The sequence below is a fragment of the Massilia aurea genome (genome assembly GCF_040790145.1).
Classification (GTDB): domain Bacteria; phylum Pseudomonadota; class Gammaproteobacteria; order Burkholderiales; family Burkholderiaceae_D; genus Telluria; species Telluria aurea_C.
Window position 1 is genome coordinate 90,699 of record NZ_JBFMMP010000015.1, and the last position, 19,545, is coordinate 110,243.

The following is a 19,545-nucleotide window of genomic DNA, read 5'->3' on the forward strand; positions in this document are numbered from 1 at the left end:
CTGAAATAATCCACAACGGGGTGCTGCAATCGAAGAAATGTATTCACGACACGGTCGAATTCAACATGCCATTCGAGCAGCGCCTCGTGAAGAGGATTTCATTGAATTGATTAACCGTTATTTGAAAATTTATTATCCGATCCGGATTGCATGGCAGGCTTGAGGTCACTCAACAGCGATCAGGGATCTAAACAGCGAAAGCGTAACTGAATGGCAGTGCAGAGAAATAGAAGTGAGATCAGGAATGTAATTTCCAATTCCCTATTTCTTAATTGCAGAATAAAACGAGGATTGACGTTTCCGACCCGGCAAGCCGGAAACCTGATGCACTATTTTATGCGCCCGGACGGCCGGGCCGTGGTTGCGGCGCCATTGGCGGCACCGTGATCGCGTCGTTCAGGCGCAGGAACTTGAAGCCGGCCAGGCGTTGCCCGGGCTTGCCGGCGCGCGCATTGTCCGCTTCGCGCGCGAGCACCCTTGCCATATACGCGTCAAACGTTTCTTCGCGCACTTTCGGCGCGGACGAATGCAGGAAGTGCCGCTCGCCGTTCGGCCCGAGTACCACCAGGCCCACGTGCGAGGCCCAGTACTCGCCGTCGCGGGTCGAGATCACGTTGACGAAGTCGCCTTCTTGCAATTGATCGACGATGGCCGCCACGCCGTCTTTCGGCACATACGTCTGGCGGCTCGTTTCAACCGGGATGTCGCGCACCGTGTTGTGGCGCGTGCGCAAGAAGCGCGCGCGGTCGACCCGCATGTCGTAGCCGGGGCCGGTCGAGCCGGCCAGCTCGGCGCTGATGTCGGTGAGCAGCCAGCGGTTGGCCACGTTCCAGTCGAGCTCGGTGTAGTGGTTGCGCGTGGCCACGCCGATCACGCCGTCACGGTAGCGTATCCGCTGCAGCATCCAGAAAAATTCTTCCCACGATTGCGACAGCGCCATGGCGTAGGTATGTTCCGCAAACACGACACAATCGCTTTGTTCGAGGCTGTACATCGGCAGGCTGTCGTGGATCTCGAACGGGAACTCGCCCAGCAGGTTCAGAGAATACGGCTGGCCGCTGTTCTGGCGCCCGATCGCGGCGATCCGCTTGCGCAGGTCGGGCTGGGCGCCGTGCATATGCGGGATGTACTGGCCGGCCTCGAATGGCGTCATGGTGTAGATCGGCTTGGCCAGCAGCGCCGCCAGCGGCGTCGGCGGCGGTGGGGCGCCGGGGATCGGGGCCTTCGAGGCGGGGGAACTGGCGCAGCCGGTCAGGACGGCGCTGGCAAGAAGCAGGCAGGCGAGGCGCATGGCGTTCATCAGGTGAGGAGGAAAAGGGTCACGCTAATCCGTTGCGCGCGACGCGGCCAATGAATTCTGCGCAGCCGCCCATAACCTGGGCGAACCATTGCAAACGCGCATTCCTTCGAGTTATATGAAAGCGATCACAAGTGATTATTCATGATGGCAATCCATCATCAATACTCGCCACCAGCAATCGTGAATTTACAGCAGTGACCCAGTGTCGCACCATTCCCGGGAGAGAGATGATGTTCAAGCAGAAGCCGCTTGCCGCGGCCGTATCGATGGCCGTGTGGAGCCTTGCCGCATTGCCGGCCTTGGCGCAAGAGCAGGCACAGGCCCAGGAGGCCGCGGCCGCAGTGCCGATGCAGACCGTGGAAGTGACGGGCATCCGCGCCTCGCTGGCCCGCTCGCTGGCGGTCAAGCGCGATGCGTCGGCCAACGTCGAGGTGATCACGGCCGAAGACGTCGGCAAGATGCCGGACAAGAACCTGGCCGATTCGCTGCAGCGCCTGGCCGGCGTGGCGGTGCGCACCGACTACGACGAGGCCGAGAAGGTGTCGATGCGCGGCACCAATCCCGACATGTCGCTGATCATCTTCAACGGCCACGCCGTCAGCAGCGCCGACTGGTACGTGTCCGACCAGGGCTCCAGCTCGCGCTCGACCAGCCTGTCGCTGATGCCGTCGCACGTGCTGCAGCAGGCTGTCGTTTATAAATCCTCCCAGGCGAATATCGTCGACGGCGGCCTGGCCGGCACCATCAATGTCTCGACGCGCAAGCCGTTGTCGGCGAAAGAGAATTTCTCGGGCGTGGTCAGCGTCGGCGCCAGCTATGCCGACCTGCCGGGCCGCTACGCGCCGGACATGAACGGCTCGGTCAACTGGAAGAACGAGGCCGGCACCTTCGGCGTGCTGGCCGCGCTGTTTGCCGAAAAGCGCTATGTGCGGCGCGATTCGGTATCGCGCTTCGCCTACGGCACCAACAGCGGCTGGGACGTGATCAATACCAGCACCATGAAAGGCATCACCGATGCGTCGCTGGCCGGCACCGGCTACACGGCGGCGGACCTGAACGGTGTGCGCCTGCCTGGTTCGATGAGTTCCGAGTTCGTCGAATCGGTGCGCGACCGCAAGGGCGGCATGCTGTCGCTGCAGTTCAAGCCGAACCGCGATCTCGACGTGACGCTCACGGGCTTTCATTCGTCGATGGATGCCGACAACCACGGCCGCCTGACCTCGAGCGCGATCTACTCGATGCTGCTCGGTAAAAACGCGCCGCTGGGTTCCACCGTGGCCGGCGCCGCCAACACCAATTCGAACGGACAGCAGGTGTTCGCGCAGATCCGCAACCCGGTCATCGTCAACGAGACCACCATCTACGGTAACCAGCTCAAGGTGCTCAAGGCGGCCGACATCGTGTTCCCCGACGGGACCACGCCGCAATACGTCGGCAATTCGGAAGGGTTCTTCCGCGACGGCGCCAAGGCCGAAAGCTCGTTCCTCGACCTGGACGCCAAGTACCGCGTCAACGATGACCTCACGGTCAAGACGCTGCTGTCGAGCACGCGCGGCGTGGGCACGACCGAACTCGATCAGGGCCTGACGCTGGCCCGCTACGGCACCGGCATCTCGTATGCGCTCGGCGGCCTGCACGACGCGCCGTTCGTCCAGTACCAGAACGCCGGCAGCAACCAGCCGGGCCTGAACGCCGACGGCAGCGGCTACACCATCGTCGATCGCGCCGCCTCGGGCGTGCGCACCGTCGACAAGGAATGGAGCGCGCAGTTCGACGCCGAGTACCGCGTCGACCGCGGCATTTTCCAGTCGCTGGAAAGCGGCGTACGTTTCTCGGACCACAAGCGCACCAGCGCGCGCCGCGGCCCGGCCTTCCGCAACGCCATCACGGTCGATCCGGTGACGGGCCGCGTGACGTCGAACACACCGACGCCAGCCACTGGCTGGCAAGCCTTCCCCGGTGACTTCGGCGATGGCCTGGACGGTCCGGCCGGCTGGGACAACACGGGCTTTACGTACACGCCGGAAGCGATCAAGGACTACATCGCCGCCAACACCAAGGTCACGAGCGACGCGTTCGAGCGCCGCGTGAGTTCCGAGATCGACATGCAGGAACGCCAGAGCGCAGCCTATGTGATGGCCAACCTGGAACGCGACCGCTGGTCGGGCAATGTGGGCGTGCGTTTCACGCGCACCGAAGTCAAGGCCAATATCGCCACGCCGATTCCCGTCGGCGCCTGCCAGCGCGTGGCGCCGGGCCAGCCGGCCACCACCTGCGCCGCATATCCGGGCGCGATCACCGATGCCGGCGACGCGACCCCGTTCTATGACGGCACCGCCTTCAATCCATCGGCCGGCGTCATGTACTACAAGACGCCGACCAAGCGCACGTTCGACAACTGGCTTCCGAGCCTGAACCTGCGCTACGACATGGGCAACGACATGCTGGCGCGTTTTGGCGTGAGCCGCACGATCGGGCGCCAGAACTACAACCTGCTGGGCAGCGGCTTCGGCACGCCGGGTTGCGACGCCAACGGCTGCCGCGTCACGGGGCCGAATCCCGACCTCGAACCGCAAACGGCGGACAACCTGGATCTGTCGTGGTCGTGGTATTTCGCACCGCGCTCGATCGTGGCGCTGAGCGTATTCCATTCGTCGATCGACGGCTATCCGAAGACGGGCGCCGTGGGCAGCACCACGATCGACCTGCAAGATCCGCGCGACCAGACCGTCAAGTCCTTCTTCATCAACACGGCCTCGCAACAGGGCGCGAAGATCAACGGCATCGAGCTGCAGTACGAGCAGCCGTTCGGCAAGACCAACTTCGGCTTCACGTCGAACGTCAGCCGCGCGAAGACGAAGGTCGACGACGGCCGGCCGATGGTGGGTGCATCCGAATGGACCGGCAACCTGGGTCTGTATTACGAAGATCGCAAGCTGTCGGCGCGCCTGGTGGCGAACTACCGCGGCGAGTACGTCAACAGCACCACCGCGCCGGCGCCGACCGCCAACAGCCAGGGCCTGACGGTCATCAACGGCGTGGCCATGCCGACCGCGCCGACGTACGCCGACGCGGTGACGACGCTGGCGCTGTCGGCCAACTACTACTTCACCGACAACCTGGAGCTCGCGTTCAGCGCGACCAACCTGACCAATGCCAAGCGCGCCCAGTATCGCTACAGCGAAGAAGAGCAGCAAAAGCTTGATGTCAGCGGTCGCCAGTATTATCTGAACCTGCGCTACAAGTTCTGATCGGGCGTCGTTGAATAACTCGGCAGTATTGACGCGTAAAGTGTGCGGCATCTAACGGTGAAGTTCGGGCGCAGCCGTTAAGATGCTCCTGTCTGAGTGAGGAACGCGCGAAGTAATTCGCAGCCATCCGACACCTCAACAGGTTAGCCGGTCGCCTCGAGGATCGGCACCAATTTCATGACCGGCGCAGGCCCTGCGCCAGCGCCGGTCAGCAAGGAAGCGGAGGTTGCCGTGTACGATGTCAAACATCCACCCAAGCACCTGGTGCGCGAATATCTCGCGCGTCGCTCGCGCGATCCGAAGCCGCCACCGGCACCCGAAGAAATCCGGCGCCAGCTTGGCTGGGCGATGCTGATCCCGGCGGCGCTCAAGATCGTACCGACCCGCAACTAGCCTTCGCACACGTTTTCGCGTCGACGTCCTGACAAGGACGCGGCGCATAGTTCACCCAAGGAGACAGTCATGACCAAACGAATCGGCAGCAAGCACATTGCCCAGCATCGCGGCAAGGCAGAACGCCTCGAGACCAAGCGTACCAATATCGCGCGCGAAGCCGTGCGCCAGGCCGAAGCCCGCGCCAGGTACCGCAATGTGCCAAAAGGCCAGCTCAAACGCCAGGAAGCCGCCAGCGCGGCCTGATCGGGCGCCTGCTGCAGAACCGACCCGCCGCCATGGCGGGTTTTTTTTCGCCTCGCCATATCTCTTTCTTCGCCACTCACCGGTCCGGATTCGCCATTCGCCGAAAACCGCTTCCGTCATCGCGCCCGGTCTTGCTATCGTGATCGCAGTTCGATAACAAGGAGGTCCGCACCATGCAATCCGAAGAATCCTATCGCTGGCGCAAGCAGATCGTCTGGGGCTTGCTGTTGATCGTCGTCGGCGCCGTCGTGCTGCTCGACCGGCTGTACTACATCAACGCCCGCGATTACTGGCATTACGCACCGCTGTTGCTGGTCGCCGCCGGCATCAGCCAGACGATCGGCTACCCGAGCCCGAAGGAATTCGGCAACGGTTTGTGGACGGCGTTCACCGGCCTGTGGCTGTTCGCGGTGCTCGAAAATGCCTTTGGCCTCACGTTCCGCAACAGCTGGCCGCTGTTCATCCTGATGTGGGGCATCAAGCTGGTGCTCGATCCATTCATCGCGCGCCGCTTCATCAACAACCAGAAGGTGAACCGCCATGAAAAATAACGTGCAACACAAAGGCGTGACGGCGCAGGTGGTGCTTGGCCTTCTGGTCATCGCGATGGGCCTGTTGTTCTTGCTCGATAATCTCGGTCTGGTCGACATGCACCGCGCCTTCTCGTTCTGGCCAATGCTGTTCGTGATCGTCGGCACGGTCAAGCTGTGCGACACGCGCAGCCAGGGCGGCACGCTGCTCGGCGCGGGCCTGGTGGGCGTGGGCATCCTGCTGATGCTCGACCGGCTGGACATCATCGACTTCAGCGTACGCACCTTGTGGCCGCTGGTGCTGATCGGCCTGGGCGGGTACCTGGTGTCCAAGTCCCTGCGCAGCCGTGGCATGCTGGGCGGCGTCGCGGCAGGCGAAGGCGCCGGCATGCTCGATGGGACAGGCAGCGGCGAGGTAGTCGACATCACGGCGATCCTGGGCGGCTACGAGCGGCGCGTGGCGACGCAGGATTTTCGCGGCGGCGAGATCACGGCGGTGATGGGCGGGTGCGAACTCGATATGCGCAGCGCCTCGATCCACGGCGAGGCGGTGATCAATGTGTTCGCGTTCTGGGGCGGCGTGACCATCAAGTGTCCGCCCGACTGGACCGTGATCCTGCTTGGCACCCCGATCCTGGGCGGCTTCGAAGAAAAGACCGCGGTGCCGCCCGATGGCAGCAAGCGCCTGGTCATTCGCGGCTACGCCATCATGGGCGGCGTGGAAATCCGTAACTGATGGACGGCGGGTTCTGGGCGGGACGCAGCGCCGCGCTGTATCTGGCGGCCTGGCTGATGCTGGGCCTGATGCTCGCTGGCCTGCTCGATGCAACCACCGGCGCCGGCATGCCGGCCAGCCTGCTGTTCGCGCTGCCGCTGATGCTGGTGTATGCCAGCGTATGCGGCTTCTCGGGTTATTACCTGTGCCGCGCGTATCCGCTGGCGAAGAAGTCGCTGCGCTCGGTGCTGGTGGTGTTCTTTCTCACTGCCGTCAGCGCGGCCCTGCTGTGGTGCGCGGCGGCGGTGGCGTGGGCCGCCCTGTGGCGCTGGCTCGCGCCACAGGGCGGCGTACCGCTCTCGCCGCCTGTCACGGCAGTGATGTTCGGCGTGGGCGTGCTGCTGTACGGGATCACGGCCTGCGCGCATTACCTGGCGCTGGAATTCGAGCGCGCGCGGGTTCTCGAGACGCGCGAACTGGAACTGAAACTGCTGGCGCAGGACGCCGAGCTGCGCATGCTGCGCACCCAGATCGATCCGCACTTTTTGTTCAACAGCCTCAATTCGATCAGCGCGCTCACCAGCATCAATGCCGATGCGGCGCGCGACATGACCTTGCAACTGGCGGGGTTCTTTCGTCAGACGCTGGGACTCGAGGCGCATCGCAAGGTGCTGCTGGCCGAAGAAGTCGAACTGACGCGGCGCTTCCTGGCGATCGAACAGGTGCGCTTCGGGCCGCGCCTGGCGTTCGAATGCATGATAGAGGACGATGCGGCGCGCTGCCTGCTGCCGCCGATGATCCTGCAGCCGCTGGTGGAGAACGCGGTCAAGCACGGCATCGGGCAGTTACCGGGGGGCGGTGCGGTGCGCGTGCATGCAGTGCGCGCCGGGTCGCAACTCAAACTGCGGGTCGAGAACGATGTCGATCCCGATAGCACGGGTGCAGGCAAGGGCGGCGGCGTCGGCCTGGCGAATGTACGCCAGCGCCTGGACGCTGCATATGGCATCGAAGCGAGCGTGCATGCGACACGCGAGGGCGAGATATTCCGGGTGGACCTGATCCTGCCCGCAGACATGGGAGAGTAAGGTGATGCGCGTTTTGATCGTGGACGATGAACACCTGGCGCGCGCCGTGCTGCGCGAATACCTGACGGCGCACGTGGACGTCGAGATCGTGGGCGAATGCGCCAACGGCTTTGAAGCGGTCAAGGCAATCGCCGAACTCGATCCCGCGCTGGTTTTTCTGGACATCCAGATGCCCAAGCTCGACGGCTTCGAGGTGGTCGAACTGGCCGGCAGCAAGCCGCACTACATCTTCGCCACTGCCTACGATCAGTTCGCGCTGCGCGCGTTCGAGGTGCATGCGATCGATTACCTGCTCAAGCCATTTTCACGCGCGCGCCTGGACGAAGCGCTGGCGCAGGCGCGCTCTCGGGCGCCACAGCCGGCGCAGATCGGCGCGGTGGTGAAAGAGGCAGCGGCGCGCCACAACCCGATCGAGCGCATATTGATCCGCGACGGCGCGCGCGTGCACGTGGTGGCAACGGGCAGCGTCGACTACATCGAGGCGCAGGACGACTACGTCGCTGTGTGCGCGGAAGGCAAGCAGTATCTGAAGCATGGCAGCCTGGCGGAGCTGGAAGCGCAGCTCGATCCCGCCATCTTCGTGCGCATTCATCGTTCGCACATCGTCAACCTGGGCGCGATCGCGCGCATCGAACCGGTCAGCAAGGACAACCACTGCGCCGTGCTGCGCAGCAGCGTCAGGCTGCCGATCAGCCGCAGCGGGTACCAGCGCATCCGCGAGCTGCTAACGTAGATTCTGGGCACCCAGCTCCCACCACGCCGGCATCAGCGCGCGGATGCCCGGCTGCGCGAAACGGTCGTCGATCAGCCACACCACGCCGCGATCCTGCTCGGTGCGAATCACGCGGCCGGCCGCCTGCACCACCTTCTGGATGCCCGGGTACAGATAGGTGTAGTCGTAGCCGGCGCCAAACAGCGTCTGCATCCGTTCGCGCAGCTGCTCGTTGACGGGGTTCACCTGCGGCAGGCCGAGCGTGGCGACGAACGCGCCGATCAGGCGCTCGCCCGGCAAGTCGACGCCTTCACCGAACGCGCCGCCCAGCACCGCAAAGCCCACGCCCGCCCCACCGACGACGAAGCGGTCGATGAAGCCCTGGCGCGCGGTCTCGCTCATGCGGCGCTCCTGGCGCCAGGCTGTCACGCCCGGATCCAGCCTGGCCAGTGCGCTCGCCACCTGGTCCATGTAATCGAAGCTGCTGAAGAAGGCCAGGTAGTTGCCGGGGCGTTCGTGGTACTGGCGGGCGATCAGTGCGGCGATCGGCTGGACCGACGCGGCGCGTGCCTGGTACCGCGTGGAGATGCCCTTCGCGATATGGACGTCGAGCTGGCTGGCCGTGAACGGCGAATCCACCTCGACCCAGGCCGTGTCGGCCGGCAGGCCAAGCGTATCGGTGCAGTACTGCCAGGTGCCGAGCGTGCCCGAAAACAGCGTGCTCGAATGCGACGCGGCAAAGCGCGGGCCCAGAAACGGCGCCGGCACCACGTTGCGGATGCAGATCGTCGAGTCGCGCAGGGTGGGGCGGTCGGCGTCGCGCGCCAGATCCACCAGCGAGTGCGGCCCGAACGACTCGGCCAGGCGCGCAAACTGCAGGGCGTCGAAGTGAAAACGCTGCAGGTCCGGTTCGAGCGGGCCGGGAAATGCGGCCAGGTGTTCGTTGATGCTGCTGGACGCTTCCTGCAGCGCGTCGACGAGTTTCGACGGCATCGATTCGAGCAGCTGGTACGGCGCCGGCGCGGCTTTGTCGACGTTCGTCCAGGCGCGGCCGACGCGCTCGAGCGCCTTCTTGATCGCGGGCGGCGCGACGGCGCGCGCGGCGCGCAGCAGCTCGCGATCCAGTTCGGCGCTGTACATCGAGCGCGCGCGATTGACCAGGTTGTGCGCTTCGTCGACCAGCACGCTGGCCTTCCAGCCGTTGGCCTGGGCCAGCGCGTACAGCATCGCGCCGCCGTCGAAATAATAGTTGTAGTCGCCGACCACCATATCGACCCAGCGCGTCATTTCGCTGCCCAGGTAGTACGGACAGACGTCGTGTTCAAGGGCCACGCTGCGCAGCGCTTCGCGGTCGAGCACCAGCACCTCGGCGGCAGCGGCGCGCGCGGCCGGCAGGCGGTCATAGAAACCCTTCGCCAGCGGACACGCTTCGCCGTGGCACGCCTTGTCGGGGTGCTCGCACGCCTTGTCGCGCGCGGTCAGTTCCAGCACGCGCAGCGGCGTGGCCGTGGCGGCGCACAGCCTGGCCGCGCCATCGAGCGCCAGGCGCCGGCCCGGTGTTTTCGCGGCCAGGAAGAACACCTTGTCGATGCCTTGCTGCGGCATGGCTTTCAGGGTCGGGAACAGGCTGCCGACCGTCTTGCCGATGCCAGTGGGGGCTTGCGCGAGCAGGCAGCGCCCGCTCGTGTTGGCGCGGTAGATGCTCTCGGCCAGGTGGCGCTGGCCGGGGCGGAAGTCGGCGTGCGGAAAGCGCAGGTGGGTCAGCGCGTCGTTGCGCGCGGCGCGGTGCGCGCTTTCTTTCTCCGCCCAGCTGGAAAACCGTTCGCACAGGCCGGCAAAATGCGTTTGCAGCCAGGCGCTGTCGCGCTGCTCGCGCAGCACGGTCTCGACGCCGCTGCCGATGTCGTAGTAGACGAGGGCGAGGTTCACAGAGGCCAGCCCGCGCTCTTGGCACAGCAGGTGGCCATAGACGCGCACCTGCGCCCAGTGCAGGTGGCGGTGGTTGTCGGGGATCGATTCGGGGCGGCCGCGGTGGGTCTTGATTTCTTCGATGAGGTTTTCGCCCTCGTCGTAGCCGTCGGCACGCCCGCGCACGCGCAGGCCGTTCCATTCGCCCGACAGCGGCAGTTCGGCGCGATAGCCGTCACCACGGCGCGCGGCGACGACGGCGTGGCCGGCGATGCCTTCCTGGGCGCTGGGCGAGGGCGTGAAGCGCAGGTCGAGGTCACCGGCCTTGGCGGTGAATTCGCACAGGGCGCGCACGGCGATGGTGTAGGCAAGGGACAAACTAGGCTGCCATCTCCGGCGCCAGCTCCCACGCCAGGTAGCACATGGTCACCGGCATGGCGTGCGCGGCGCAGTACTCGATCCAGCGCAGCTGGTTATCTTGCAGGCGGTCGCCCGGGCCCTTCACTTCGATCATCGTGTAGCGGCGTTCGCGCGGGTAGAACTGGATCAGGTCGGGAAAGCCCGTGCGGTTTTCGCGCACGTCGGCCAGGATCCTCTCGCACCATTTGCGCAGGTGCGCGGCCGGGATGCAGTCCAGGGCCAGCTCGACCAGCTCGAGGCTGATGCCGTCCCAGTGCACGAACGGCGACTGCAGGCCGGCCTTGGCAAGGTAGGTGGCGCGGATGGTGTCGCGATAGGCCCCGGAATCGAGCTCGGCGAAGCAGGCGGAAAATTCGGCCAGGCGGCGCGCATGAAAGTCGGCGCTGTACAGGTCGGCCGGGCCGCGGTGGAACGGGTGAAAAAAGGCGCCGGGGATGGCGGCGAAGATGGCGCGCCAGCACAGCAGGCCGAACAGTGTATTGGCCAGCGCGTTCTCGACGTAGAACACGGGCGCGTGCTCTTGCGCCAGGTGGTCGCGCACGGCGCCCTCGACCCAGCGCTCGCCGTTCGGGGGCGCCAGGCACAGGTCGATGCGCTGCACGTCGGCTTTCGGCAGGCGGCCAAGGCGCGCATGGCCGAGACGGCGCGCCAGGCGCGGGGCGATGCGGGCCAGGTGCTGGCGCTCTGCGTCGTTTTCGGGCGCGGCCTGGGCCTGGGTCAACAGGGCATACGCGTCGTCGAAGCGCTCGTGTTTTTCCAGTACACGGATGGCGCGGCCGCGCGCGCCGGGATAGCGGCAGCGCGCGTAAGCGGCGAAAGCGCCATCCCAGTCTTTCTGCTTTTCGTAGTGCTGGCCAATCTGGAACACGAGCTTTTCGCGGCGGCTGGCGAGCCAGTCGTTGTCGAACGCGTGCTCGGGCAGGTCGCGCACGACATCCTCGACCGCTTCGCCGGCCGCGAAACGCTCGCGACAGGCATGCAGCAGGATGTAGTGGTCGATGTCGGCGCGCTGGCGAAACCCGCGCGAGGCGGGGGAGATGTCGATCTGTTCGTAGCGATACAGACCCAGGTCGGACAGCACGAAATCGGTCCAGCCCTGGCGCAGGTTGCCGAAGAAAACCAGGCGCAGGCGGTCGCACAGCGGCTTGACGAGGATGCGCCAGGCGACGTCGGGGCAGTCGCCATACCAGTGAGAAAAGCGGCGCAGAGAAGCAGCATCGGCACCATCGGCACCATCGGCGCGCAAGGTTTCGAGCAGATCGCCCTTGCGCGCGTTTTTCTGGCGCAGATGCGGAAAGGCCTGCGCCACTTCGGGCTTGGACAGCAGGTCGAACAGTTCGTCGAGCGAGAGTGCGGGATCGGCTTCGATCCAGCCGGTGCCGAGCAGGTGGCCGGCCGCTTCGACCGGGCAGCCGATCTCGGCATAGTTCAGTTTGCTGGCACGGAACAGCGTGCCTTTTCGCATGACCATGCGCACGAACAGCGCGCGCGCCGGCTGCGGCAGGGCGGGAAAGGCGGCCAGGAAGGCGCGTTCGTGCGCATCGAGCAGGTCGGCATAGCGTTCGCCGATCCAGTCGAGAACGCGCTGGAAATTGTCCAGATAATAAAACTCGTTTGGCAACACCCTGATCATGACCGCTTGCTTTACTGTGCTTATGTACAGTATAAGCCCCGGCGGGCGAGGAATCCAGCAGTTTCGGCGCGATCGTGGCGTTAATAGTCAGCGGGTTGGGCGGGGACGACAGGCGTCGTCGGCGCAGCGCTCCGGCCCGGCATCAAACTCGGGCGTGGCGTGGCCATTGGCGTGATAGATGACGGCCGAGATCAGGGCGACATCGCTGTCGGGGGTGTCGGGTGCACGCGCCGGGCCGGTATTTTTTGCGGTTCGCGCCGCCTGGCGGGACGTGGGTGCGCGGGCGCGGGGTGGCGCTTTTGCCACGCTGCGCTCGGCTGCCGCCGCAGGCCGGGCCGGCTTGCTCGCCGCTGGCCGGGCATCGGCCGGTTTCAGCAGGCGCAGCGGCGGCGCCACCGGGTGCTGCAATACGTCGGCCGTGGTCACCGGCGGCGCCGCATATGCCAGCGGCTCCGGCGCGGCATCGACGATCGTGGCGGTCGCCATCGGTGCGGCAGGTTCGTCGGCTGCAAGGACGAGCGGCGCGATCTCGGCGCGCGCGACCTCCAGCGGCGGCGGGCCGTCCTGGCCGGCCGCGAGCCAGGCGAGGGCGCCCGTCAGTCCGATCGCGAGGGCGACGGCGCCGCCGTACCAGGCCAGGCGCACGCCGCTGGCGCCGGCTGCGCTGCGCCGCGCCGGCTCGCGCTCGAGCTTGGCCAGGATGCTGTCCTCGTTGCCCCCGCGCCGCGCCGACGACATCAGATTGGGCCGCAGGTGCGGCTCTGTGGGGTTCGCTTGATTTTCGTCGGGTGGACGCACGGCAGCACTCCTAAGATTGGATTTTTCTAGTTCCGATTAGAAACAATCCTGGAGGTACCGATGCTGATTTTTATCGCGCTTCTGTACGTTTGTGGCGCATCCGGCCTGATCTGGCTTGCACTTTTCCCGACGGGTCGCGCATTGGCAGCGCGCAGCATCGGCGGCCTGCGCGCGCTGGCGCAGCGTACCGGCGCCAAGCGCCATGCGGGCGGGCGCGCCTTGCACGCAGCGCGCGACGCCGCCGCGCTGGCCGTGCGCGAGCGCGTGGTGTGCACGGTGCGCCGGCATCGGGTGCTGGTCGCCATCGGCGCGCCGGTAATCCTGATTCCGTCCCTGCTCGCGCTGGCGCTGAGCAATCCGGCCATGCTGCCGGTGTACGAAGGCAGCGCCGCCATGCCCGACGAGCAGGTGGCAGCCTTGTTGGCCGGCGAACAGCTGGTGCCGCCCGTGTCGCTGCCGCCCGACACATTTACCACTGCCGAAGTCGAACTGGTGCGGCCGATGCTCGTGGGTGCCAGCCGCAACTGGGGCTTGCTGCATCCCGATTTCAGTGCGCGCCTGCTGCTGGCGTTCAAGATCATGCGGGAGCAGCACGGCTACGAGATGGCGCTGCTCGAAGGCTACCGAAGCCCGGCGCGCCAGGATGCGCTGGCGGCCAGCGGCAGCAACGTCACCAATGCGCGCGCGTTCCAGAGCTGGCACCAGTACGGGCTGGCGGGCGATTGCGCTTTCCTGCGCGACGGCAAGCTGGTGATCTCGGAACGGGATCCGTGGGCCATGCGCGGCTATCAACTGTACGGGCAGGTGGCCGAGTCGCTGGGGCTGACCTGGGGCGGGCGCTGGAAGATGATGGATTTTGGCCACACTGAACTACGCCTGCGCGGGGTAATGCAGAGGTGAGCCATGTGGACCGTGTTGCGCCCTGTCAAACGACGGCTGCGATGCGCATGCGAGCATTTCCTGTGAGACTCTTTTTTCAACGGACCTGGGCCCCGCCATGGCACGATTCTGGAAGTTCGTAACCGACAGCCGCGTGCTGATACTGATCGGTGTCGTCGCCGTCGCGGCGCTGCTGGTGCTCGGCGCCGTGGCGCTGGACATCGCCATCGTGTGGGCCGCCATCGTTGGCCTGGCCTTGCTCGGCTGCTGGGGCATCGGCTGGACGATCCGGCGCGCCTGGCGCGCGCGCGAAGGCAGCCGGCTGGCGTCGGCGATCTCCGAGGTCGATCCGAAGATCGATACCGGCAAGGGCGAAGTGGCCGTGCTGCGCAAGCACCTGCTCGAAGCGGTCAGCACGATCAAGACGTCCAAGCTGGGCCTGACGCGCGGGGCGGCGGCGCTGTACGAACTGCCGTGGTATATGGTCATCGGCAATCCGGCGGCAGGCAAGAGCAGTGCCATCGCGCGTTCGGGCTTGACGTTCCCGATCCCCGGCAACAAGGCGCTGCAGGGCGTGGGCGGCACGCGCAACTGCGACTGGTTCTTCACGACCGACGGCATCCTGCTCGATACGGCGGGGCGCTACTCGGTGCAGGACGACGACCGCGACGAGTGGTTCGGCTTTCTCGACCTGCTGCGCCGCCATCGCCAGCGCGCGCCGATCAACGGCATCCTGATCGCCGTGAGCGTGGCCGAACTGGTCGCCGGCCCGGCCACCGCATCGCACGAACTGGCCAAGAACCTGCGCACCCGCGTGCAGGAACTCACCGAACGCCTTGGTGTGCATCCGCCGGTGTACGTCGTGTTTACCAAGGTCGACCTGGTGGCCGGCTTCCTCGACTTTTTTCATGGCAGCGAACAGGCCGAGCGCGAACGCATCTGGGGCGCCACGCTGCGCTACAACCGCCGCAGCGCGCCGCAGGACGTGCTGGCCTTTTTCGACGAGCAGTTCGAGGAGCTGGTCGACGGCCTGAAGGAAATGAGCCTGGCCGGCATGGGCGCCAACCGCAGCACCACCTTGCGCGCCGGGGTATTTACGTTCCCGCTCGAATTCGCGGCGATCAAGACGCCGCTGCGCGCGTTCCTGGCCACGCTGTTCGAGGAAAACACCTACCAGTTCAAGCCCGTGTTTCGCGGCTTTTACTTCACCAGCGCGCTGCAGGAAGGCAGCGTGCAAGACCTGTCGAGCCGGCGGGTGGCCAGCCGCTTCGACCTGGCCCTTGCTGAGCGCAAGGGCGCGGTGGCCGAGCCGGCCGCCGAGCAGTCGGGCTACTTTCTGCTCGGCCTGTTTCGCAAGGTGATCTTCGCCGACCGCGACCTGGTCAAGCGCTACACCAATCCGTCGGCGGCGCGCTGGAAGCTGGGCCTGTTCTTCGGCGCCACCATCCTGCTCGGCTGCGCGATGGGCGGCTGGTCGTGGGCGTACATGGGCAACCGCCAATTGGTGGCCAATGTACAGGCCGACCTCGACAAGGTGAGCAAATTGCAGGCCGGGCGCATCGACCTGCAATCGCGCCTGGAAGCGCTCGACATCCTGCAAGACCGCATCGAGCAGCTCGAAGGCTACAGCCAGGACAAGCCGTGGGCGCTGGGCTTCGGCCTGTACCAGGGCGACGCGCTGGCGCGCAAGCTGCGCGACGAATACTTCGCCGGCGTGCGCGCGGTGATGGTCGAACCTGTGACGAGCGCCCTCGAGACCATGCTCACGGAAGTGAACAACAACGCGGCCAGCCTCGACCCGTCGCGCCAGGCCGCCACGCCGGCGCCTAAACCCGGCCAGCCCTACCAGGACGCGTCGCCCTCGAACGTCGGCGACGCCTACAACGCGCTCAAGACCTACCTGATGCTGGACGATAAAACCCACGCCGAGCCGGGGCACCTGAACGACCAGCTCACGCGCTACTGGCGCGGCTGGCTGGAGGCGAACCGCGGCGCGATGCCGCGCGAGCAGATGATCCGCAGCGCCGAGCGCCTGTTGACTTTCCACCTGGCCCACATCAACGACCCGGCCTGGCCGCAGATGACGCTCAAACTGGGCCTGCTCGACACCACCCGCGAGCACCTGCGGCGCGTGGTGCGCGGCACACCGGCGCGCGAGCGCGTGTACGCCGACATCAAGACACGCGCCGCGACGCGCTTCCCGGCGGTGACGGTGGCGCGCATCGTCGGCGAACAGGATAGCCCCCTGGTGGCCGGCAGCCATGCGGTCAGCGGCGCATTCACCCGCGCGGCCTGGGACAAGTTCGTGCTGGGCGCGATCCGCGACGCCTCGAACCGTGAACTCAATACCGTCGACTGGGTGCTCAAGACCACGGCGCGCGACGACCTCACGCTCGAGGGCAGTCCGGAACAGATCCAGAAAGCGCTGGTGGATTTGTACAAGGCCGATTACGCGCGCGAGTGGGTCAAGTTCGTGCAGGGCGTGGCGATCACCGACCTGCGCGGCTTCGACGGCAGCGTACAGGCCATGAACCGCCTGGGCGACCCGCAATCCTCGCCCATCGCCAAGCTGCTGCGCACGATCTACGAAGAGACGGCCTGGGACAATCCGGGCGGGCTGCGCGCACCGGCAACCAGGACCGAACGGGGCGTCACCGACTGGATCAAGCAAAAGATCCTGCGCCAGGCGCCGGCCGACGCGCGCACGTTGGCCGACACGATCGATCCCGCGCAGCTGATGGGAGGGCCGCAAAGCGCGGGGCCGATCGGGCGCGAGTTCGCCGGCGTGGCGCGCCTCGTCGGCGCAAAAGAAAAGGAAGCGTCCCTGATGACCGGTTACCTCGATGCCCTGTCGCGCCTGCGCACGCGTTTGAACGCGCTGAAAAACCAGGGCGACCCGGGGCCGGGCGCCAAGCAGTTCATGCAGCAGACGCTCGAGGGTACCGGCTCGGAACTGGCCGAGGCGCTGCGCTATGTCGACGAGCAGATGCTCACCGGGATGAGCGACAGCCAGAAGGGCGCGCTGCGGCCATTGCTGGTGCGCCCGCTGACGCAGACCTTCGCGATGATCGTGCTGCCGTCCGAGGCCGAGATCAACAAGACCTGGCAGGCGCAGGTCGTGGAGCCGTTCACGCGCACGCTGGCGACCAAGTATCCGTTCGCGCAGGGGGCAAGCGTCGAGGCCACGCCGGGCGAGATCGGCCAGGTGTTCGGGCCCGAGGGTGCGGTAGCCAGGTTCGTCAATACGTCCATGGGACCGCTCGTGGTGCGGCGCGGCGACGTGCTGGCCGCGCGCACCTGGGCCGACATCGGGATTTCGCTCGCGCCGCAGGCGGTGGCGGCGTTCCCGGCCTGGGTCGCGCCGCTGTCGAACAATGGCGTGGCGGCCGGCACGGCGGCGCAGACCGTGTTCCAGGTGCTGCCACTGACGGCGCCCGGCACGCTCGAATACACGCTGGAGATCGACGGCCAGCAGCTCCGTTACCGCAACACGCCGCCCAGCTGGAGCAATATGGTGCATCCGGGGCCGCAGGGCGTGTCGGGCGCGCGCGTCTCGGCCGTCACGTTCGACGGCCGCACGGTGGAATTGTTCAATCAGCCGGGCCAGTTCGGGCTGCAGCGCCTGTTCGAATCGGCCCAGCGCACGCGCAAGGAGGGCGGCGTGTTCGAGCTGCGCTGGAGCGCCAATAACGTGACGGTGGCGGTGGACCTGAAGATCGTCAGCAGTGCGCAATCGGGCGGCAGCGGGCAGGCGCAGGGGCAGGGCTTCCGGGGCATGCGCCTGCCGCCGGCGATCGTCGGCCGCTACGATGCAACGCCACCGACCGCGCCGGCTGCACCGGCATTGGCCAGCACGGGAGGCCAGTGATGCGCCCCGACCGGATCGGTTATTTCGGCAAGCTGCCGGCCCGCGCCGACTTCGTCAAGCTGGCGCACGACCCGGCCGCGATCAGCATGCTCGACGCCTGGCTGGCGCAGGTGATGACGCTGCTGCCGTCGGACGCGCGCTGGCGCTTTCACTACGACGCCATGGCGCCACTCTCGTTTGCCCTGGTCGGCCCGGCGCGCCACCACGCGGTGGCCGGCCACCTGCTGGCCAGCCACGACCAGTCGGGCCGGCGCTTTCCCTTTTTGGCCACGCGCACGCTGGCCGTGACTGACCCGGCCGCGTTCGTGGCGCATTGTCCGGTCGCATTCGCACCACTATGGGAGTTCCTCGCAGAGATCTGCCCGAAAGTGCTGGCCGAACCCGATCCCGCTGCGTACCTGCAGGCGATCGCCGACAGCGCGATCGGCCTGGGCGATGAGAACGACTACGCGCGCTGGGTCGACGCCAGCACGGTCGGCTCGCTCGACGCGCTCCTTGGTGGCTGTGGCGGCAGTGGTGTGTCGCGCCTGGTGCTGGCGCTTGGCCTGCTGCTGCAGCCGGTGATGCACAGCCAGCCGAACACCCTCGACAAGTCTCTGGTGCTGCCGCTGCCGCAGGACGCGGCGGCGCGCTATCCGGTAGCGGCCTTCTGGCTCGGGTTGATCGCGCCGTTCCTGCACCGCGCCGGCTTCGACCTGGCGCTGTTCATCACGCACCAGGATGAGCAGCCGGTGCTGGTGGTCGGTTTTTGCGCCGCGCTGGCCGAGACGCTGCGTGCCATGATCGATCCGCTGGTGGGCGCCGAACTGCAGGTGCGGCTGCATCACACGGCCTGGATCGACGAGCCGTTGCAGTTCGACGCCGACGTGCGCGCCCTGGCCAGCCAGCTGGCCCAGCCCGACTTGCCGCTGGCGCTGGCGCGCGAGCTGTTCATGAAAACCTTTATCGGAGCCTGACATGACACCTCGCACCCTGACCGTAATGCTGGGATTCGTGGGCCTGATGCATGGCGCGGCGTACGCCCAGACCGAAGCGCCGGTGCTGGTCACCGGCACCGTGGCTGACGAAGCGACCAAGGCGGCGCTGCTCGAACGCCTGCGCGGCGTGTATGGCGCGGCGCGCGTGGTCGACCAGCTGTCGGTTGGCACCGTGTCGACGCCTGCCAGCTGGAGCGCCTACGTCACGCGCCTCATCGGCCCGAACCTGCGCCTGGTAAAAAGCGGCCAGCTGAAAGTCGACGGCAACAACGTCAGCCTGCGCGGCGACGTGGCCAACGAGGGCCAGCGCCAGCAGATCGCGGGCGACATCGCGGCGAGCCTGAACCCGACCTACACGGTCAACAACGGCTTGCGCGTGCAGACGTCGCAGCAGGGTGTACTCGACGCGGCGCTGGCCGACCGCATCATTGAATTCGAATCGGGCAAGGCGGCCCTGACACCTGGTGGCACGGCAGTGCTGGACGGGATGGCGGCGGCGCTGCACAAGCTCAAGGGCGTGAAGGTGGAGGTGATCGGCCATACGGACAACGCCGGCTCGCGCGCCGGCAACCTGTCGCTGAGCCAGGCACGGGCCGAGGCCGTGAAGTCATACGTGGTGGGGCAGGGCATCGCGGCCGAGTCGATCGCGGTGTCGGGTGAAGGGCCCGACCGGCCGGTGGCCGATAACCGCACGCCGGAGGGCAAGGCGCGCAACCGGCGCATCGAGTTCAAGGTGATCCAGTAGGCGCGCCAACACGCCGGCCAGTACCATCAGCACGTCGTTCCCGCCCTCGCCGGGCGCCTTGGCTGGAACCCAAGTTAAGTGCCTG

The 19,545-nt window shown here is 66.5% G+C and carries 15 protein-coding genes; 11 read left to right on the forward strand and 4 right to left on the reverse strand.

Annotation, left to right across the window (positions count from 1 at the left end; all coding sequences use genetic code 11):
* Nucleotides 1-334 precede the first annotated feature (334 nt).
* The gene (locus tag AB2N08_RS18535; RefSeq protein WP_367612368.1) at nucleotides 335-1,291 is read right to left on the reverse strand and encodes an N-acetylmuramoyl-L-alanine amidase-like domain-containing protein; all 957 of its coding nucleotides are present in this window, start codon (nucleotides 1,289-1,291) and stop codon (nucleotides 335-337) included.
* Between the two features lie 239 nt (nucleotides 1,292-1,530).
* Here AB2N08_RS18535 and AB2N08_RS18540 point away from each other — a divergent pair, with 239 nt between their 5' ends.
* From AB2N08_RS18540 to AB2N08_RS18570, 7 genes are all read left to right on the forward strand, one after another.
* Nucleotides 1,531-4,551: a TonB-dependent receptor gene (locus tag AB2N08_RS18540; RefSeq protein WP_367612369.1), complete on the forward strand. Its 3,021-nt coding sequence runs from the start codon at nucleotides 1,531-1,533 to the stop codon at nucleotides 4,549-4,551.
* A gap of 177 nt (nucleotides 4,552-4,728) precedes the next feature.
* Nucleotides 4,729-4,944 (forward strand): hypothetical protein, encoded by a 216-nt coding sequence (locus AB2N08_RS18545; RefSeq protein WP_367612370.1) that lies wholly within the window; start codon nucleotides 4,729-4,731, stop codon nucleotides 4,942-4,944.
* A 69-nt stretch (nucleotides 4,945-5,013) separates the two neighbouring features.
* Nucleotides 5,014-5,190 carry a hypothetical protein gene (locus AB2N08_RS18550; protein ID WP_367612371.1) on the forward strand — a complete coding sequence of 59 codons (177 nt, stop codon included), beginning with the start codon at nucleotides 5,014-5,016 and terminating at the stop codon, nucleotides 5,188-5,190.
* A 173-nt stretch (nucleotides 5,191-5,363) separates the two neighbouring features.
* Nucleotides 5,364-5,741 (forward strand): LiaI-LiaF-like domain-containing protein, encoded by a 378-nt coding sequence (locus AB2N08_RS18555; protein WP_367612372.1) that lies wholly within the window; start codon nucleotides 5,364-5,366, stop codon nucleotides 5,739-5,741.
* The gene (locus tag AB2N08_RS18560) at nucleotides 5,731-6,456 is read left to right on the forward strand and encodes a LiaI-LiaF-like domain-containing protein (RefSeq protein WP_367612373.1); all 726 of its coding nucleotides are present in this window, start codon (nucleotides 5,731-5,733) and stop codon (nucleotides 6,454-6,456) included. Before AB2N08_RS18555 ends, AB2N08_RS18560 begins: the two co-directional genes overlap by 11 nt.
* On the forward strand, nucleotides 6,456-7,520 hold the full coding sequence (locus tag AB2N08_RS18565) for a sensor histidine kinase (protein WP_367612374.1): 1,065 nt from the start codon (nucleotides 6,456-6,458) through the stop codon (nucleotides 7,518-7,520). The genes AB2N08_RS18560 and AB2N08_RS18565 overlap by 1 nt, the downstream gene beginning before the upstream one ends.
* 4 nt (nucleotides 7,521-7,524) lie before the next feature.
* A complete protein-coding gene (locus tag AB2N08_RS18570) occupies nucleotides 7,525-8,253 on the forward strand; it encodes a LytR/AlgR family response regulator transcription factor (RefSeq protein WP_367612375.1) in 729 nt (242 codons plus the stop codon).
* Here AB2N08_RS18570 and AB2N08_RS18575 read toward each other — a convergent pair.
* The 3 genes from AB2N08_RS18575 to AB2N08_RS18585 form a co-directional block, all read right to left on the reverse strand.
* The gene (locus AB2N08_RS18575) at nucleotides 8,245-10,518 is read right to left on the reverse strand and encodes a helicase C-terminal domain-containing protein (RefSeq protein WP_367612376.1); all 2,274 of its coding nucleotides are present in this window, start codon (nucleotides 10,516-10,518) and stop codon (nucleotides 8,245-8,247) included. The two genes, AB2N08_RS18570 and AB2N08_RS18575, sit on opposite strands and share 9 nt — an antisense overlap.
* 1 nt (nucleotide 10,519) lies before the next feature.
* On the reverse strand, nucleotides 10,520-12,193 hold the full coding sequence (locus tag AB2N08_RS18580) for a VRR-NUC domain-containing protein (protein WP_367612377.1): 1,674 nt from the start codon (nucleotides 12,191-12,193) through the stop codon (nucleotides 10,520-10,522).
* A gap of 87 nt (nucleotides 12,194-12,280) precedes the next feature.
* Nucleotides 12,281-12,991, reverse strand: coding sequence for a hypothetical protein (locus AB2N08_RS18585; RefSeq protein ID WP_367612378.1), 711 nt, complete (start codon nucleotides 12,989-12,991; stop codon nucleotides 12,281-12,283).
* A 60-nt stretch (nucleotides 12,992-13,051) separates the two neighbouring features.
* Here AB2N08_RS18585 and AB2N08_RS18590 point away from each other — a divergent pair, with 60 nt between their 5' ends.
* The 4 genes from AB2N08_RS18590 (at nucleotide 13,052) to AB2N08_RS18605 (ending at nucleotide 19,460) form a co-directional block, all read left to right on the forward strand.
* Nucleotides 13,052-13,891, forward strand: a complete 840-nt coding sequence (locus tag AB2N08_RS18590; protein ID WP_367612379.1) for a M15 family metallopeptidase — start codon at nucleotides 13,052-13,054, stop codon at nucleotides 13,889-13,891.
* Nucleotides 13,892-13,988: 97 nt separating this feature from the next.
* Nucleotides 13,989-17,738, forward strand: a complete 3,750-nt coding sequence (tssM, locus tag AB2N08_RS18595) for a type VI secretion system membrane subunit TssM (protein WP_367612380.1) — start codon at nucleotides 13,989-13,991, stop codon at nucleotides 17,736-17,738.
* The gene (tagF, locus tag AB2N08_RS18600) at nucleotides 17,738-18,694 is read left to right on the forward strand and encodes a type VI secretion system-associated protein TagF (RefSeq protein ID WP_367612381.1); all 957 of its coding nucleotides are present in this window, start codon (nucleotides 17,738-17,740) and stop codon (nucleotides 18,692-18,694) included. Before tssM ends, tagF begins: the two co-directional genes overlap by 1 nt.
* Nucleotide 18,695: 1 nt before the next feature.
* On the forward strand, nucleotides 18,696-19,460 hold the full coding sequence (locus tag AB2N08_RS18605) for an OmpA family protein (protein ID WP_370662437.1): 765 nt from the start codon (nucleotides 18,696-18,698) through the stop codon (nucleotides 19,458-19,460).
* The last annotated feature ends 85 nt before the right edge of the window (nucleotides 19,461-19,545 follow it).

Excerpts from the sequence above, each read along its gene's own strand:
- AB2N08_RS18535 (WP_367612368.1), bottom strand. The coding sequence starts at position 1,291 with ATGCGCCTCGCCTGCCTGCTTCTTGCCAGCGCCGTCCTGACCGGCTGC.
- AB2N08_RS18540 (WP_367612369.1), top strand. The coding sequence starts at position 1,531 with ATGTTCAAGCAGAAGCCGCTTGCCGCGGCCGTATCGATGGCCGTGTGG.
- AB2N08_RS18545 (WP_367612370.1), top strand. The coding sequence starts at position 4,729 with ATGACCGGCGCAGGCCCTGCGCCAGCGCCGGTCAGCAAGGAAGCGGAG.
- AB2N08_RS18550 (WP_367612371.1), top strand. The coding sequence starts at position 5,014 with ATGACCAAACGAATCGGCAGCAAGCACATTGCCCAGCATCGCGGCAAG.
- AB2N08_RS18555 (WP_367612372.1), top strand. The coding sequence starts at position 5,364 with ATGCAATCCGAAGAATCCTATCGCTGGCGCAAGCAGATCGTCTGGGGC.
- AB2N08_RS18560 (WP_367612373.1), top strand. The coding sequence starts at position 5,731 with ATGAAAAATAACGTGCAACACAAAGGCGTGACGGCGCAGGTGGTGCTT.
- AB2N08_RS18565 (WP_367612374.1), top strand. The coding sequence starts at position 6,456 with ATGGACGGCGGGTTCTGGGCGGGACGCAGCGCCGCGCTGTATCTGGCG.
- AB2N08_RS18570 (WP_367612375.1), top strand. The coding sequence starts at position 7,525 with ATGCGCGTTTTGATCGTGGACGATGAACACCTGGCGCGCGCCGTGCTG.
- AB2N08_RS18580 (WP_367612377.1), bottom strand. The coding sequence starts at position 12,193 with ATGATCAGGGTGTTGCCAAACGAGTTTTATTATCTGGACAATTTCCAG.
- AB2N08_RS18590 (WP_367612379.1), top strand. The coding sequence starts at position 13,052 with ATGCTGATTTTTATCGCGCTTCTGTACGTTTGTGGCGCATCCGGCCTG.
- tssM (WP_367612380.1), top strand. The coding sequence starts at position 13,989 with ATGGCACGATTCTGGAAGTTCGTAACCGACAGCCGCGTGCTGATACTG.
- tagF (WP_367612381.1), top strand. The coding sequence starts at position 17,738 with ATGCGCCCCGACCGGATCGGTTATTTCGGCAAGCTGCCGGCCCGCGCC.
- AB2N08_RS18605 (WP_370662437.1), top strand. The coding sequence starts at position 18,696 with ATGACACCTCGCACCCTGACCGTAATGCTGGGATTCGTGGGCCTGATG.